At 42.8% G+C, this 16,517-nt stretch carries 13 protein-coding genes and 1 pseudogene; 7 read left to right on the top strand and 7 right to left on the bottom strand.

Features of this window, described 5'->3' with window-relative positions:
* The first annotated feature begins 278 nt into the window (after window positions 1-278).
* The 3 genes from B9T16_RS16340 (at window position 279) to B9T16_RS16330 (ending at window position 2,307) form a co-directional block, all read left to right on the top strand.
* Window positions 279-1,655 (top strand): hypothetical protein, encoded by a 1,377-nt coding sequence (locus B9T16_RS16340; protein WP_410245265.1) that lies wholly within the window; start codon window positions 279-281, stop codon window positions 1,653-1,655.
* A 47-nt stretch (window positions 1,656-1,702) separates the two neighbouring features.
* The gene (locus tag B9T16_RS16335) at window positions 1,703-1,885 is read left to right on the top strand and encodes a hypothetical protein (RefSeq protein ID WP_126277469.1); all 183 of its coding nucleotides are present in this window, start codon (window positions 1,703-1,705) and stop codon (window positions 1,883-1,885) included.
* A gap of 167 nt (window positions 1,886-2,052) precedes the next feature.
* On the top strand, window positions 2,053-2,307 hold the full coding sequence (locus tag B9T16_RS16330) for a hypothetical protein (RefSeq protein ID WP_410245264.1): 255 nt from the start codon (window positions 2,053-2,055) through the stop codon (window positions 2,305-2,307).
* Window positions 2,308-3,253: 946 nt separating this feature from the next.
* On the opposite strand, the pseudogene B9T16_RS16325 reads toward B9T16_RS16330, so the two are convergent.
* Window positions 3,254-4,711 (bottom strand): annotated as a pseudogene (locus B9T16_RS16325) (recombinase).
* A 106-nt stretch (window positions 4,712-4,817) separates the two neighbouring features.
* Here B9T16_RS16325 and B9T16_RS16320 point away from each other — a divergent pair.
* Window positions 4,818-5,462, top strand: coding sequence for an alpha/beta hydrolase (locus B9T16_RS16320; protein WP_006618286.1), 645 nt, complete (start codon window positions 4,818-4,820; stop codon window positions 5,460-5,462).
* A 116-nt stretch (window positions 5,463-5,578) separates the two neighbouring features.
* On the opposite strand, the gene B9T16_RS16315 is transcribed toward B9T16_RS16320, so the two are convergent.
* Window positions 5,579-6,031, bottom strand: a complete 453-nt coding sequence (locus tag B9T16_RS16315) for an SRPBCC family protein (RefSeq protein WP_410245263.1) — start codon at window positions 6,029-6,031, stop codon at window positions 5,579-5,581.
* 319 nt (window positions 6,032-6,350) lie between these two features.
* Between B9T16_RS16315 and B9T16_RS16310 the strand changes: the two genes are divergently transcribed.
* Complete coding sequence (locus B9T16_RS16310) at window positions 6,351-7,997, top strand: mechanosensitive ion channel (protein ID WP_410245262.1); 1,647 nt, start codon at window positions 6,351-6,353, stop codon at window positions 7,995-7,997.
* A gap of 56 nt (window positions 7,998-8,053) precedes the next feature.
* On the opposite strand, the gene cobN is transcribed toward B9T16_RS16310, so the two are convergent.
* Window positions 8,054-11,776, bottom strand: coding sequence for a cobaltochelatase subunit CobN (cobN, locus tag B9T16_RS16305; protein WP_410245261.1), 3,723 nt, complete (start codon window positions 11,774-11,776; stop codon window positions 8,054-8,056).
* Between the two features lie 6 nt (window positions 11,777-11,782).
* The gene (locus tag B9T16_RS16300; protein WP_014274030.1) at window positions 11,783-12,067 is read right to left on the bottom strand and encodes a DUF3288 family protein; all 285 of its coding nucleotides are present in this window, start codon (window positions 12,065-12,067) and stop codon (window positions 11,783-11,785) included.
* A gap of 364 nt (window positions 12,068-12,431) precedes the next feature.
* Here B9T16_RS16300 and patX point away from each other — a divergent pair, with 364 nt between their 5' ends.
* Window positions 12,432-12,629, top strand: coding sequence for a heterocyst-inhibiting protein PatX (gene patX, locus B9T16_RS16295; RefSeq protein ID WP_043467898.1), 198 nt, complete (start codon window positions 12,432-12,434; stop codon window positions 12,627-12,629).
* Window positions 12,630-12,960: 331 nt separating this feature from the next.
* Window positions 12,961-13,200 (top strand): hypothetical protein, encoded by a 240-nt coding sequence (locus tag B9T16_RS16290; protein WP_043467895.1) that lies wholly within the window; start codon window positions 12,961-12,963, stop codon window positions 13,198-13,200.
* Between the two features lie 635 nt (window positions 13,201-13,835).
* On the opposite strand, the gene B9T16_RS16285 is transcribed toward B9T16_RS16290, so the two are convergent.
* From B9T16_RS16285 to B9T16_RS16275, 3 genes are all read right to left on the bottom strand, one after another.
* On the bottom strand, window positions 13,836-15,302 hold the full coding sequence (locus B9T16_RS16285; RefSeq protein WP_410245260.1) for an ATP-binding protein: 1,467 nt from the start codon (window positions 15,300-15,302) through the stop codon (window positions 13,836-13,838).
* A 21-nt stretch (window positions 15,303-15,323) separates the two neighbouring features.
* Window positions 15,324-16,235, bottom strand: coding sequence for a GAF domain-containing protein (locus tag B9T16_RS16280; protein WP_410245259.1), 912 nt, complete (start codon window positions 16,233-16,235; stop codon window positions 15,324-15,326).
* A 96-nt stretch (window positions 16,236-16,331) separates the two neighbouring features.
* On the bottom strand, window positions 16,332-16,517 hold a 186-nt coding region (locus B9T16_RS16275; RefSeq protein WP_410245258.1), incomplete at its 5' end, for an HNH endonuclease.

The raw sequence follows: 16,517 nt of genomic DNA, 5'->3' as shown, positions 1-16,517 counted from the left end.
TAACGGTAGAACGGTGTTTGTAAAGAATCGGTCAAATACCAATGTATATCTAATATTTGACCCTACAGGTGATAGCGTGTCAGACGCTGCATTTTCGGTTAAGCCAGGTGATACCATCTCAATAACGTGGGGTAGAACTAAGTAAGTTACAGGCGATAGCAGAATCTAACGCTAGTATCAGCGTTACAATTATCGAATATATCGATATGTAATCATCAAATAAATGGCTAGTATTAAGTTATTAGCCATTTAATTAAGTAATCAATATAGAGGCAGTTATGACTAATTTCAACATTTACTCTAGTAAGTTTGGGCAATCAACCGATGACTTGCCAGAAGGTGAAGTTAATCTGTATTTAACTAATGAACGGATACAAGCAGTTATTGACTCAAATACGTATAACGTTGAACCTCGCATCTCTATAGAACCTACCCTTTCAACTCAGTTTGGTAAATCCAACACACGCTACAATGGTGAAGAATGGATAACAGAACCTGTAACAGACACTTACACTGTTACTAGAGCATCTACGGCAACGTATGTAGACGCAGCAGGCAGGATTCGTACAGCCGCAGTGAATAAGCCTAGATACACATTTAATCCTGAAACGGGTGAACGGTTAGGGTTGTTGGTGGAGGAACAGAGGACTAATTTGGTATCGTGGAGTGAGGATTTTGATAATGCGACTTGGACAAAAACACGAGCAAGTATTACGCCAAATGTAATTGTTGCGCTTGATGGAAATTTAACTGGTGACAAGTTAGTTGAGGATTCAAGCACAAACACCGCCCACCATGTAAATCGTACATTTTCTGCAACATCTGGGACAACATATACATTAACCATATATGCTAAAGCCGCAGAACGCTCGATTCTTGTAATTGCATTTGCCACTCAATTTCCCGCCAATTCTTTCGCAAATTTCAATTTACTGACTAGAGCAATTACAGCAGGAGGAGGACTTGTTTCTTCATCAGTAACGTCTATGGGAAACGGATGGTATAGATGCTCAATTACCTCAACAGCATCATCAACTGCTACTGCAACAATAGTGCATTACTTGAATAATGGGTCTAGCATTCTTTACACAGGTGATGGCATTTCAGGTATCTACATTTGGGGTACACAACTAGAAGCATCATCAACACCATCCCCTTACACCCCTACTCAAGCCACCAGCGTAACACGTGCTTCTGATGCGGTTAGTCGAGTGTTGGGGGATGAGTTTAACCCGAGTGAAGGTAGTTTTTATATAGAATATACACCAAACAAGTTGACAGGAGTTGGTGCTATTTTAGGTACTAATTCAGATAATACCAACTTGATACTTCACGGCGACGACAGTGCAGGTTTCGGTATAGACACTAGAACTGTGTCTGGTGGTGTGTTGACTTATTCATCACCCTTAATAACTAGATTGGACGCACCATCATTTAAGATATTATCTGTTTTAGAGCAAGGTCGGCAAAAGTTATTTATTAACGGTGATAAAGTGGTTGATGCACCTAATACAGTAACATCTTATCAACCTATTTCTGAAATTCTTATATTAAGAAGAGCTAATGGTGTTGTTGAAACTGGTATATGTAAAGATTTCCGCTACTACCCTCGCGCTCTTAGTGAAAGTGAGTGTTTAGCCCTAACAAAACTGTAATGGAGAACTAAAATGACTTATGACTTACAACAATAAATTAACAGATAATGCCTAATGCACTTGATATATCTGAAAGTAATTGGTTTAAAGTTTATGAACTTAATTTCAGGATAGAAGATGATAGCTACACGGTACTCAAAAATTACCTGACATTTCTGGCAGTAAATTTATCAGGATATTATTTGACGCTGACAGTGTACCCGTGTACTGGAAAATGGCAGGGTGGTTAAAATTTTACACATACAATGATGTGAAGCAGAATATGATGGTTAAACGTGAAATTATATGGCATGAATATCAAATAATTGAATCACCGCCGTACAGCAATTTTTACGCTTCATTTTCTCCACTAGAAAGGATTAAATGGTTTACACTTCATTTTTGGAAATTAATATAAATGAACTTGGTAATAGTTGAATTAGGGTTAATTATTGTCGCGATTATTATCAGTATGTTCATTACGCATACAGGAAACCTAATTATTGAGAATAGGTTAGACGGTATCCAAAATAGCCTAAATTATTTGATTAGATATGTTAATKATTTTATGCCATCAACAGTTGGTAAAAAACAGTTAGAAGATAAAAAGCAATCACCCCCTCTTCCAATTAACAGAGATGATATTGATGATGATGGTTGGAGAAAACCCTAAACCCTAACAGATAACCCCTACCCCAATAACTTAAATGGCCCCTATGGTTTCTGACTGTAGGGGTTCATTCATATTATCTGTTTTCATTAATGTATTTTCATTAATGAAAATGGTTTATATGAATGCTTGCCTCTAATTTACCCACAATAAACACCCTAAGCCAAAACCTTAACCCGTCTATTAGGGGTAATCATCCCAGGCGGAACCCAGTACCCCTATAAATTGGAGACTTGTCTAGCGGTATGTAGGTATCGGTTTCGATGGGGAATCAATTCTCTAGGATTATGTAGGTATCAGCGAGAGATGACGAAACAAGTTACCAGTTGAAAAGTTGTTTGGGGGTATCGCTTCAGTATGTCATAGCCAGGTTAGTCGTGATTATGCGATCGCATTTTGTTGGTAGTGAGTAGGCTCCTCAATATTTCACTAATAATCTGACTACCCCTATGGGTTTTGAAATTTAAGCCATACCCTCCCCCTAACCGAAACAAGCACTATTGGGGAAACGAACGATGTGATAGCAGTCAATGGTGAGGAACGAACCGATAGGCTTGCCATTGACTGCTATCACAAGGGAGTTACCCTATCGGTGTTTGGTTAGGGGGAGATAGTAGGCATTTGACAGATTGATTAAGTTGTGCTTATTGACTGAGTAATCAACCTATTGACAGAATTATTTTCCTATGCTAGGACTAGATTGTGAGTAACATTTGAGTAACTAGGCATAGTTATTGGGTTGAGTAATAACCCGCTATCGCTGTTAGGATAAGGGTTTATAGTTAACGCGCCCTGAAGGACTTGAAGCGTCTACATAGCCTATAACCCCTATTCTACCGTTACTTAGGTGTTACTCAAAACCATAACAGGATCCATCAATCTGTAGCCATAAAATAACCCCTAGGGGTTTAATCTAGGGGTGTTAATTTATGAAAGGTTGACGATTAGATTAATCTATCTGATAGATAACTCTGAGAAATAATTTAGCTTCTGGAGCATCAATATCAACCCCTAACGCTGTTAACCGTTCTATGGCTACGTTCAATGGTATAGGTAACTTAGAAACCCCTTTGAGAACTTCTAGGGTTGCGTCAATGCCTTCTGTCTTGTATTTACCCTCATTGACGATTGTGCTATGACCCATAAGTCTAGCTCGTAACTCGATAGGTAGTCCATACTTTTCACCTAACAGGTTGTACAGCCTACGAAAGGCATATTTTTGGGTTACCGGGCATTTCATGAATTGAAGTCGTTGACTAAACGTTGTCTCAAAGCCTGTAACTATGCTTTTGGGTTTACTGCCTTTTTTAGGGGTGTATTGAGGCAATAAAGGTTTTTTCAATTCTAGGAACTCAAACATTTCAGGGCTGGGAATTGGAGCAACAATCCTTCCCCCTGTTTTAATACTCACTTTCCGACCTTCTCCGTCAGTAAAGTAAACATAGTCACCTAGCACCAAGTAATTGTCTTGATTATCAGGGTCTGATAGTGCTTTGATAGTGATACCATCATCCGTTACAAATGGCTTAGTTAGATTAACGGCCGCAGCTATCTCGGTAGGCCTTAACCCATACATTACTGCCATACCAGTCACCCATAACCAGTTATGTCGAGATGATTGACATCGAGGGTTTTTAATAGTATAGGCTTCTTGTTTGGCGCTATACCACCAATCTTTAAAAGCATCAATGCCTATACGCTGTTTCTTTTTGAATTGCGTTTATTTGGGGTCAATAGGTTCAAGCTTTTTAAGTAAGTGTTCTTTGTTAGGTGATTTCTCAGCTATGGCTTTTAAGATGTAGTAACGTTCCCTGAAGGTTTTGGAGCCTATTAATTGTTCTCCGTTCCGTAGGGGAATATATAGCATAGCCTTGAAACTCTCCCAGCTAGGATATTCATCCCAGTTAGGGAACAGCCTGAAATGCGCCCCTTTAGTAGACTCGTAAGACGCTAAGTCGCTAGCGATATCGCGAGAACGCGGTCGTCCTGTGTTGCGGTTGCAACCCGCAAAATACTCATCCTCCAGTTGTTGGAATATTTCCCGGTAGGCTATCAGATTATCCTCAATCTGGTTCTTTCCTAAGATAGTCGCATCGTACCAATCCCAAAATTCACTAGCGCTAGTGATAGTCCCTAGGGCTTCTGATACCAGTTTAGCTTTCTTAACCCCGTCTATCACCCCTTGAGGTGTACATTCAAGGTTAGCCGTTTTGGGTAGCCGTTTCCCGGTAGGTGGTTGCTTAAACTGCAATAGTAGGTTGTACCTAGCCCCGGTCTTTTGTAGTTTGAGTGTCACTCCTTTGGGACATTCTCGCTTAAACTCCTGATAGGCTTTCACGAACCTACTATAACCATCATCATAGTTACCCTTTCCCCCTACTGTAGGGGTATTGATATCGTTACTCATTTTTTACTCACTTGTTACTCTGTTATGGCTTTGAGTAATACCTAAGTAACGGTAGAATAGGGGTTGTAGGCTATATAGACGCTTTCCAAGCTACTGGAGATATTGCATGAACTTTTCGCTAAAATCTTTTCGTCAGGGACTTCGTAGCCCTTACAGTGTCTTCACCAAAGGGATCTCTAAATATATATCCCTGAGTTTAGTGATGATTGTAGGAATCACTGCCAGTCTGACAATTTTCATGAGTCGCCCGGCTCCTGCAGTCGAAGCGATCCAATTAATTTACGGCCCCGCTAGTATTTCCTTAGAGTTTCAAGATTTGCAGACATTTGCTGAAACAGGACAAAGGTCTAACCAACTTAACTCTTTATTTACTTTGGCGGAACTGAGTGATTCTCAAATTACCACTTTCCGCAATGCTCTCAATTTTGGGGTAAATGTTCCCACGGATGTAGTTAATAGCCTGTTAGGTTCGAGTTATGGTCGATTAGCTGTGGGGGCCTTTAGTCTGTTTATTAATCCTAGTAGTTCTATTGATAACATTGTTGATGATGTGCTGTCGGCTTTGCGAGATTCAACTCGAGATGGTCGGTTAACCATGTTGGATGTGGTTTTAGGGTTCCAAGCGGTTGATACGATCACGGTAGATGTCAATAATCTGATGAGTTTGTATGATGACGTTAGTGAACTAGGAGAACAAGCGATCGCGTTTTTGAAGGCTCAACCAGAAATTCGACAACTGATTTGTAATTAAGTTGGCAATAATCCCCAAGGCTTGAGATTGGGGATGGTGTTGCAGTAATTAAATTTAAGACAATGGGGGGATCTTTCTCGTATATAGGAGGGTTCCCTTTTTGTATGGGGATCTTCCTATAGGTTTTGCTGTTCTTCTGCTACTCGCTTCAACCGCCGCAATTGAGCTTCCATGTCCGCCTTAGTCCAAGGGGCGGCGAACCGATTAAAACCAAAGGCAATTAAGGGGTTATTAATCTCAAATTCAAAGCGATTTAATAAGTAGGTTCCCTGGGATTGGGGTTGACATTCCCAGCGATCGCATMCTTGGAAAAATCCATCAAATCCCCAGACAATTAGCCCCGGTTCTCTTTCCAGGACAATACTCTCTAAGGTAGGTTGAATAATGGGAATTTGAATAATAAACCGGGAACGTCCCCCCACATCGGTATTCCAATCACCGACGGGATCGCAACGTAGGGCAGGATTTAGCCAACGACGCATTAAATGGCGATCAGTAATACAGCGCTCAACGGTAGTGGCGATCGCTTTAATGTGAATAGACTGTTCAAATACTTGACGAGATGACATCCTAAGCCTCAAGCTATATTCAGAACGTTATCCGTTGAATGAACTAATGTCCACCCCAACGGTGAGATCAAACAATTTTGTAAACAGAGGTTTGATTGCTCTGTAGGCATTTTATAACAACTGGAACTGGGGAGGAAACTGGGGAGGAAAACTGATGAGTATAGCTGTGCTGGTGAATCTCACCTGAATTTGAGTTCAACGCTATCACCGAGGGAAATAACAGAGTTAGTCAAATTCTGCTAGTTTCCTTCCGTGGGGAGATGTTAATGGATAATGATTCTGCTAGATTGTAAAACTTCAGAACCCATCTACAAAAATTATGATTGAAACTTCCAGTCCCTTGGGGATAGGAATAGCGAACCTATCCCATTTAACTTTAGCTCAAGAGAATTCATCACCGAATCCCGTGGATGAATTAATGAATTTTCGCATGGGGGATATATCCCTTGTTGATTTTGGGGCGGCCATTTTAATTCTGTTAGTTGGCTACCTAGTTGCTCTGTTTGCGGCTTCATTGGTCAAAAAGCTACTCAAAAAGACCGATATAGATAATAAACTGGTCAGTTGGATTTCTGGGTCTACTGAAGGCGGCGAAGACTTCCCCGTAGAAAAATGGGCAGGAACCCTGGTTTTCTGGGTTATCTTTATTTTTGCGATTATTGGTTTCTTTGACCGACTCCAGTTAACTTCTGTTTCGGCTCCCTTGACTACCCTGTTGAATGAAATCACCCGCTACCTACCTAGGATATTAGGGGCAGCGGGCTTGTTAGCGATCGCCTGGGTATTTGCCACCATTTGCCGAACCTTGATGATTCGGTTTCTGGATGTGTTCAGGCTCGATGAGCGACTCAACCAGCAGGTTAGCCATGGGGAAAGCGAGAGCCATTTTTCTCTGAGTCACACCTTGGGAAATGCCATTTATTGGTTTATTTTCCTGCTGTTTCTGCCCATGATTCTTAGCACCTTGGAGTTGGCTGGGTTGCTATCTCCGGTGCAGACCATGGTTAATCAAATCCTGTCGAGTCTGCCCAATATCCTGAAAGCCTTAGTTATCGCGGCAGGTGGTTGGCTTTTGGCTCAAATCGTCAGTCGCATTGTTACCAATTTATTGGCTGCTGTTGGTTTCGATCGTCTCAGCAATCAGTTGGGATTACAAAGGGCGATGGGGACTACATCCCTATCTTCTGTGCTAGGCACAATTGTTTATGTTGTGCTGATGATTCCTATTGCGATCTCAGCCCTGCAAGCGCTCCAGATTAATGCAATTTCTGACCCAGCTATTTCCATGCTGAATCAGATATTTAATGTCATTCCCCAAGTTTTTATTGCGGGTGTGGTATTAGTCTTGGCTTATATGTTTGGGGTTATTGTCCGAGATTTGGTCACTAACCTGCTAACCAATCTGGGTTTTAACAATATCTTTATGTGGTTGGGAGTTGAATCTAAGGCTATTCCGGTGGCTACCGAAACTCAGACCACAGAAGAGGATGAGGTGATAGATGATAAGTCTGTGAGCAGTCCCGCGAAGCAAACACCTTCGGAAATCGTGGGTGTGATTGCTTTGGTGGGTGTGATGTTCTTTGCGGTAGTCACCGCTACGGATATTTTGGGCTTAACTGCTTTAACTTTGATTATTGAGCAGTTGTTAATCATTGCTGGCCGGGTGCTATTGGGTGTGATCATTTTTGGCATTGGTTTATACTTTGCTAACTTGGCTCATAATCTAATATCGAGTTCCGGCACTTCTTCGGCTAAATTGCTGGCTCAGGCTGCCCGCATTGCTATTATTATCTTTGTGGGTGCTATGGCACTTCAGCAAATGGGGATTGCTAGTGATATTGTGAATTTGGCTTTTGGCTTGCTACTGGGGGCGATCGCTGTTGCTATTGCGATCGCCTTTGGTTTGGGAGGTCGCGATGTAGCATCGGAGCAAATTCGTGAGATCATCTCTCGGTTAAAACAGTAAAAATAGTCAAGAGGCGATCGCCTCTTAGGGGCAGGTTATCAGCCTGCCTCTACTGTTTATTCTGCCATTTCAATGGCAGCTTCCGCCTCTAAAACCACATTTCGTAATCTATCTAATAAATCTTGGTCTGCTGAAGACCATAAACCTCGCTGGTGTGCTTCTAGTAACCTTTCCCCCATATCCCGCAACGCCCAAGGATTCTTTTCGCGGACAAAATTCTGGACTTGTTCATCTAAAATATAAGCCTCGGCTACTCCCCCATACATGAAATCATCAACACATTGGGCTGTAGCATCATAAGCGAATAAAAAATCTACTGTAGCCGCCATTTCAAAAGCTCCCCGATAACCGTGTCGCATCGCCCCAGCGATCCATTTAGGATTTACCACCCGCGACCGATATACCCGGGCAATTTCAGAGCGCAACTGTCGGACTTTCGGATTTTCTGGCAGAGAATTATCACCGAAATAAGTCTCAGGATTTTCGCCTCGGAGAACCCGCACGGCTACCGTCATTCCTCCCTGAAATTGATAATAATCATCAGAGTCTAAAATATCATGTTCTCGATTATCCTGATTGTGTAAAACTACCTGCATTTGTTGCAGACGATTCGCAAAGGCTTGGGGGGCGGAAATTCCTTTACCGCCAGTGTAAGCATAACTACTCCAATTCAAATAAGCCTGGGCTAGGTCGCTGTCATCAGTCCAATTTTGCCCTTCAATTAATCCTTGTAAGCCAGCACCATAGGCTCCCGGTTTTGACCCAAATACCCGCAAACGCGATCGCATTTTAGCTTCATCTTCCGTCAAACCTTCCTTAACCCAAGCGGTAGTTTCCTGATAGACCGTGGCGGCGATCGGGTTTTCTTCGGGGGTTTCTGGTAACTGAGAAACCATCTCCACAGCGCGATCGAATAGGTCGATTAAATTGGGGAAAGCATCTCTAAATAACCCAGAAATGCGTAAGGTGACATCAACCCTGGGTCGTCCCAATACAGAAATCGGCAAGATTTCAAAATCCACCACTCGCCGGGACGCACCCTCCCAAACTGGTTGTACCCCCAACAAAGCGATCGCCTGGGCGATATCATCTCCCCCTGTCCGCATGGTCGAAGTTCCCCACACCGATAGCCCTAGAGTTTGGGGATATTCTCCATGATCCTGAGTGTATTTTTCCACTAAGGCTTCCGCTGCTAACTGACCCACCCGCCAAGCCGTTTCTGTGGGAATGGCGCGAATATCGACCGCGTAGAAATTCCGTCCCGTGGGGAGAACATCAGGTCGTCCACGAGTCGGCGCACCGGATGATCCACTGGGAATATAGCCGCCGTCAAGTCCCCGTAATAGGTTCTGAATTTCACGATCGCATTTTTTCAGATTTGGGAGGAGGATATTTTCAATCCAAGCTAATTCTTGGCGGGTCAATTCCCCTGGTAATTCCTGACTATTTTGGCTGATTAATTGGTCAATTAAAATCGCCGCTTCGTCTTCGATTAAGGCGATCGCATCCCCGACCGTCCTACAGATTTCACGGTTTTTCTGATCGCCCTCCACCTCCCATAAATCCGCCGGATTAGCTGTTAAGGGGTCTAATTTCCAACTCCAATCTTGGGCGATCGCCCGGGTTAAACCTAATCGATTTTGGCTGGGATGACGGGCTATGGCTATGATTAAATCCCGCAATTGTCTCGATTCTGGACAGCGCCCTAAAATATGTAAACCGTCGCGGATTTGACTTTCTTTTAGTTCACATAAATAACCGTCAATTGTGCTAAATAATTCCTCGACTATTTCTCCATCCGAAATGCCTAAATCTCGGTCTAACTTTTCCTTGCCGATTAACTCCACAATGCGATCGCTGATAGTTTTTAACCGAGATGGATCTAAGACTTGGGCTTGATAATATTCATCAATTAACCCTTCTAATTGTTGCAAAGGTCCATATAATTGAGCCCTAGTCATTGGCGGCGTTAAATGGTCTAAAATTACCGCCTGCGATCGGCGTTTCGCTTGGCAACCTTCCCCCGGGTCATTAACAATAAACGGATAGAAATTCGGTAAAGGTCCCAGGGCGATTTCTGGGTAACATTCCTCAGACAGTCCTACCCCTTTACCAGGTAGCCATTCTAAGTTACCATGTTTCCCTACATGAACCACTGCATGAGCCTTAAAGTGGTTTCTTAACCATTCATAAAAAGCTAAATATTCCGGGGTCGGTTCTAAGTCCGGGGCGTGATAATTCAGACTCGGATCAAGGTCATAACCTCGTGAGGGTTGAATACCCACAAAAATATTGCCAAATTGTATCCCAGCAATCGGTAATATCTCCGGCGGATTATCAAAAAAATGTGCCCCCCAACGTTCTTTAATTCCCCCTTGCACAGCGGCTGGTAATGTGTTAAAATAAGTTAGGTAATCTTCCCATTTTAAAAACTGGTTAACTTGATGAAAGTCTCGCCCTTCTGGGTCGTTAGTAACTCCCTTGGTCAGTTCCCGAATTAGATCATCTCCAGTTAGGGGAAAATCGCTGATGGTATATCCGGCTAATTTTAAAGCCTGGAGAATTTCCACACAACTGTCGGGGGTATCTAATCCTACACCATTGGCGAGGCGACCGTTACGGGTGGGATAGTTCGCTAAAATTAGGGCGATGCGTCTTTGGTCGGTGGGGGTTTGTGGGAGTTTCACCCAGTTGGCGGCGAGGTCGGCTACAAATTCTATGCGATCGCTTTTGGGTTGATAATGAACAATATCTGTTTCTAGTCTGGTATCGCTATTTTTGACAGTTTTAAAAGAAATGGGGCGGGTAATAATTCGGCCGTCTACTTCTGGTAAAGCGATATTCATCGCCACATCACGGGGAGGTAATCCGAGGGGGCTTGATTGCCATCTCTGTTCGCTAATACCACTCAGAATAGCCTGTAATGTCGGGATATCTAAACTAAACAGGGGGGCGCKGGGTAGGTCGGAATTGTCATCGGAATTGTCAAGGGATGAAATCGAGAAACTTGTGGTATTTATTAAAAGTTGGGCTGGGGTTAAATAGGCGATCGCCTCCCGTTGGATTTCGGGATCTCTCAGGGACGAAACAAACAGCGGAACCGGGTTAAGTTGACGATCCGCTAAGGCTTGACAAAGGCTATCAATGGGGGCAGTATTTCCTGAGAGATAATGGGCGCGATAGAATAAGATTCCCACTTGGGGATATTTGGAAACGTGAGCGATCGCGCGCCAAGGATAACGACCGACTCTGGGAATGGCTACAGGTGGCGGCGGGTTGTAATTAGTCGCTAAATAGCGATCGCTTATATATTGCAAAGCCGCCATCGCATTTTCTACCCCTCCCTCACTCAAATATTGCCCAACTCGGTTAGCAACAGTTAGGGGGACCGTAGACTGAGTAATTAAATCCGGGTCGCCGCCATCATCTCCGGGTAAAATAATCATTTCTACCCCTTTAGTTTCCGCGATTTCCGCTAAAACTTCCAAACCATAGGACCAATAGGAGCGCCCTCCCAATAGTCGCAAAACTACCACTTTGGCTTGGGATAAGACCTCCTCAGCATAGGTGTCTATAGTAAGTTGTTGTTGCAGGTTCAGCAGATTAGTTACTCGTAAATTGGGAAAGTCTGGGGGTAACTCCCCTAGGGCTGCTGCTAAGGTTTGAATTTCTGTATCTGCTGCAGTTAAAACAATAATCGGCGCGGCCGTTTGTTCAACAAAGATAACCCCTTCTGTGTCGGGGCTCCAGCCTCCTGGTATCGCTGTAATTCTGTGCATCTTAATTTATACCCAATCATCACTATCTCGGTTTTTAGCGCGGTAAACATGACCCTCAGCATGAATGGCGCGAGTTTTCTCAAAGAGGCTGTCTTCGGTGTAATTCCACAGTTGCAAAAGTCGATCTAGGTCTTTTTGGATATCCCAAGCGCCGGGGAAGCCCTGGTAACGTATTTTGAGGCGGGCCAGTTCCGCCAGTTCATAGTCTCCCGGTGACTGATTAGCCAAAAGTTTATCAACCATTAGGCGATCGCTTTTGTACTGGGGGTGTTTTTGTTGGCGATCGTCCATAGTAGCAGCATTAGTACAACAAAAGCTAATTATAGCCCTAGTTAGGCATTATTACCAGTTGACGCTCCCCTGCCATAGGTGTTGCTACCTCGTCAAAACCCAACCCTGTAGCGTAGGGGCTCGTCCTAGATATGCCATTGGCAACACCAGCCCACCTAGGGATTCAGATTTAGGGTGAGGGTAATGTTTTCAGGGGTTTCTGAACAAGGTGTAATGGGGGGAACTTAGGCAATTGATGAATCCCTAAAACCTCAATTGTCGGCTTATTACTTGTTGCTTAGTTATCCAATTTTGCGATTTTTACCGGATCGCCAATATCCCGCTGGTATTAGATAGTGGAAACTTTCACACGGACAACTCCCTCATGCGTCTTTCCAGTTTAATTATGCTATCTGGCTTGGCACTCATTAATCTAGCTAATCAACCCAAATTGGAGACTACAGCTACCCCGTCTGACTCTTACCATGAATCAATTTATGAGCTAGTTCAAGTCAATGACAACCAAATACCAGAGACTGAATCCAGTCCTGCCCCCCACCGAGGTAGCGGCAGGAAAGGCTAAGACATCCAACCATGTAAATATACTTTATTGCCCGCAATATATCAGATAGTCTCCTCAATTAACCCTTGTCAATTGAGGGATTATTTGTATGGGTGATACTGCTGGCGTATTCAGGATGAGTGATTATCGTCACTTTTGGCTAATATTACGCCGAATTTATCGGAATTACTCCGTTGACTGTCTCCCCCCCCCATGTCTTCAGAAAATTCTGATTGTCATCCAACTAGACTAGAGATTTTTGGGAAAAATTCTATTTTTTTTCCGGATATGGAAATCTAGCCCAAGTATTTTAAGCAAGTTCTGTTACCACATATCGATAGGGTCTTTAAAAATGCTATATAATGCTTTGGCTTCCTTGGCTATTAGTGCTGCGATCGCTTCTGTAGGCGCTGCTGCCTTAGTCGCCCCTTCCCCCGCGCAGACAAAAACCATCTCCGTGGCTTCCCTAGATTTTCATACACAATTGACTCAAGAGATGGCGACCATTGTTGATAGCCAGATTATGGCAGCCGATAATAAGTCCCCAGAGGAGTCTCCCTCCTATCCTCAGCCAGGAGATGGTCGGCGCTAGTCGGTCTCTACCTACCTAGCTAGTGGTCAGCACTAGACACCAGGAAGCTACCACTCATGGGAGTACCGATTTTAGTGGTGGTTTCCGGGAACTTTTGATCACCGATCGCAGACTTATAGATATATATGCCCCCCGATCGCCTTTTTGGTAGATAATTACCTGCCCCAATTCCCTAACCCAACCCGTCCGCTTTGGTGCGGTTGTCCGCTAGGTAGCCCAGCCCAGACAATTTTGATTATATGTTAGTGTTAGTATTTGTTGGTATCCGGTTCGGTGCTAAACTCCCGTTGGTTAGATGCCAGTAAACAGGCTAGACTAAATGAAATAAACGGGCCAAAAATAAAAATAATCAGTTCCAGACCGGTCATAATAGACCTCCCCCAGATGAATGCAAGTTAGTATGTAAGTAAAATCACTGACTTTTGGACACAACCAATAGACCAAGTTATATTAATAACTCCGTAATTTTACTTAATTTTTTTCGCCCCTAACACCACCGAGATATTTGGATAAATTCCCTATTTCAAATATACCCGAAAGGTGGCAAAATTAAAAGATTCTATAGATTACCTAAAGACTAGTTTCATCAACTCTTTACAAAACCTTTACCAAACCATGACTTAGTACCGGGGGGACTAGGGAGAATCTAGTTGTTGAAGCGATCGCCTTAATGTGGGAAAGTTATTGATAGTATCTGGTAAGTGGTCCCAATCAAAGTCTGTGAACTGCTGATCAAGAATGGTAACATAATCTTCAAGAGGTTTCCAGGGATAATTTTTAGCCAACTTTTGTAAGCGTCGCAAAAACGATCGCAACTGTCTTTGAGTCATGCGATCGTGTAATTCCTGCCATCCTTTGTCTTCTTCTTCCTGTAAAAATTGCTTTAACTCTCGCAATTTATTTAAGGGTAATTTAGTGATATCAATGGCTGTTTTTTCAGGAAATTTTTGAGGGATGTTAGGGGGTTTAATATTTATTTGGCGTGGCAAAATATCGGATAATACCGTCGCGAGTTGTTCTTGATTAACAGGTTTTCGTAGATATCCCTGACATAAATTTTGACTCAACTCAAAATCTTGAGCAGCCACAGAAGCGGTTAACATAACAATGGGAATATTAGCAGTTTGGGGATTGGCTTTGATGAGTTTACTGGTAGCAATGCCATCTAAATCGGGCATTCGTAGATCCATTAAAATCACATCAGGATGATGAGTTTCAGCCATAGCGATCGCCTGATATCCATCTTGAGCCTCTAGCAGCAGATGTTCTGTGTTATCAAAATAACCAGCAATGAGGTTTCGGTTAGACTGGACATCATCGACTACTAAGATAGTAGATGGGATAAAATCAGACAAATTCAGGGAGGTTTGTAGATTAATTAATTGATGAGATTGTGTAATTTGGACATCAGGAAAGGCAAAAGTAAAAACACTTCCTAAGCCTAACTGACTTTCGAGAGTTAGTTTACCTCCCAACAGATTGGTAAGTCTTCGAGTAATAGCCAAACCGAGTCCAGTCCCACCATAGCGACGGTTACTTTGTCCTTCACTTTGTACAAAGGCTTCAAAAATCTGTTGATGCTGATCTGGAGATATTCCCATACCAGTATCTGCTATCATAATTTCCAGAGTAACCCGAGAATCATGATCACAATTTTGGGCGCGAACCGAAATCGTAACGGAACCCTCTTCGGTAAATTTGATAGCATTTCCGACAATATTAAAGAGAATTTGGCGGAGTCGGACTTCATCAAATTCGATAATCTTAGGAACATTGGGTTCAATATTTATCTGTAGTGATAAACCCTTAGCCATGGCTGTGGGTAAAAAGATTTGCTGGATTTCCTGTAGTAATATAGGCAAATTCATAGGGTGATACTCAAGTTGGAGTTTTCCAGCCTCAATTTTGGAGAGATCCAAAATATCATCAATTAAACTAATTAAGGCTCGACCCCCAGCAGCGATCGCATCCAGATAAGATTGTTGTTTTTCATCTTCAACCAATCCTTTAAGTAAATCACAAAAACCCAAGATTGCATTCATGGGGATCCTAATTTCATGGCTCATATTAGCCAAAAATTCACTTTTGGATCTATTCGCCATTTCGGCACGTTTAGCGACCTCTTATAAGGCGAAATGAGAGAAATGCAAAACCGCCAACATTAAAGTATTGCGGAGTTCGATGGCGGCATTTATTTCTAATTCATTCCAGCCCAAAGCATGACCACTAACTGTTTCTTTCCAGGCTTCAAAAGACTTGCGGGGAGATAGGCGCACTTGGTCATTATCATCAATGACCACTGGTTTATTAGGATTTCCCCCCCAAGTCACAGTCTGGATAATTTCTGAACGAAACCACACTATTTGATAAGTGGCTTGATCTAAGTAAATTGAAATAGCCAGCAAGCCAGCGGCTTTGTTGATGTAATTTTGAGCAGGTGGGTAAATTTCGGCGAGGCGATCGGTGTAAAAAATTTCCTCTGGGTAATAGCTACGCAGCCAGGAGAGTAAATCATGCAAATCGGGTTTAGGGAGAGTTTCCCCAAACTCCGTTAGTTCTCCCTGTAAGCCAATCACGACACCTTGAGCATTAACTAATTCTAGCAAATATTGACCACTAGAATCAATCATTGTTCTAATTCGATTAATTAAATCTGATTCATGTCCCGAGAGTTCTTGTCTAAAAAGTTGCTGAATTTTTTTGACTTTCTTCTGATAGGCTTCCCAATTTTTTTGATACTGGCGGAACAGTTCAACGGACATAAATTGCCCTAATAATTCGCAGGCTTGTCGCAATTCATAGGGGACAAATTTAGGGCTGTAGTGATGACAAACAATTAAACCCCATAGTTTTTGGTCATTAATCAGAGAAGTACACAAGGACGCGGAAACGCCCATATTTTGCAGATATTCAATATGGATAGGGGACACACTCCTAAGAGTTGCATAACTTAAATCCAGATTTTTGTGAGTAATGGGATTATTAAGAGGATAAATAGGGACGGGAGCATCATTAACATTAACAATAATCCTCAATTAGGGGTCGAGATAGACCTCACGGTCTACCCCTCCCATTCAAAACCGTGCTTGCGAGTTTCCCAGCACACGGCTCCTAGTTTGACTGCCTCCTTGTTAAGAGTACAGCATCATCTCTTCATCAAGAGCTGTTTTATCATCGTGACAGTGGCGATGTAATAATTGGMGATTATTGTATTCATCCTTTCCGCCTTGGCTTCTAGGTACAATGTGGTCTACTTCAATTAAATCTGATGGGGTAAAGTATTGTCCACACCAGGTACATCTACCTTTTTGTTTTTT

Source organism: Arthrospira sp. PCC 8006, from assembly GCF_046480465.1.
GTDB lineage: Bacteria > Cyanobacteriota > Cyanobacteriia > Cyanobacteriales > Microcoleaceae > Limnospira > Limnospira platensis.
The sequence above is the reverse complement of the archived record's forward strand: the minus strand, read 5'-3'. Positions and strand labels throughout refer to the sequence as shown.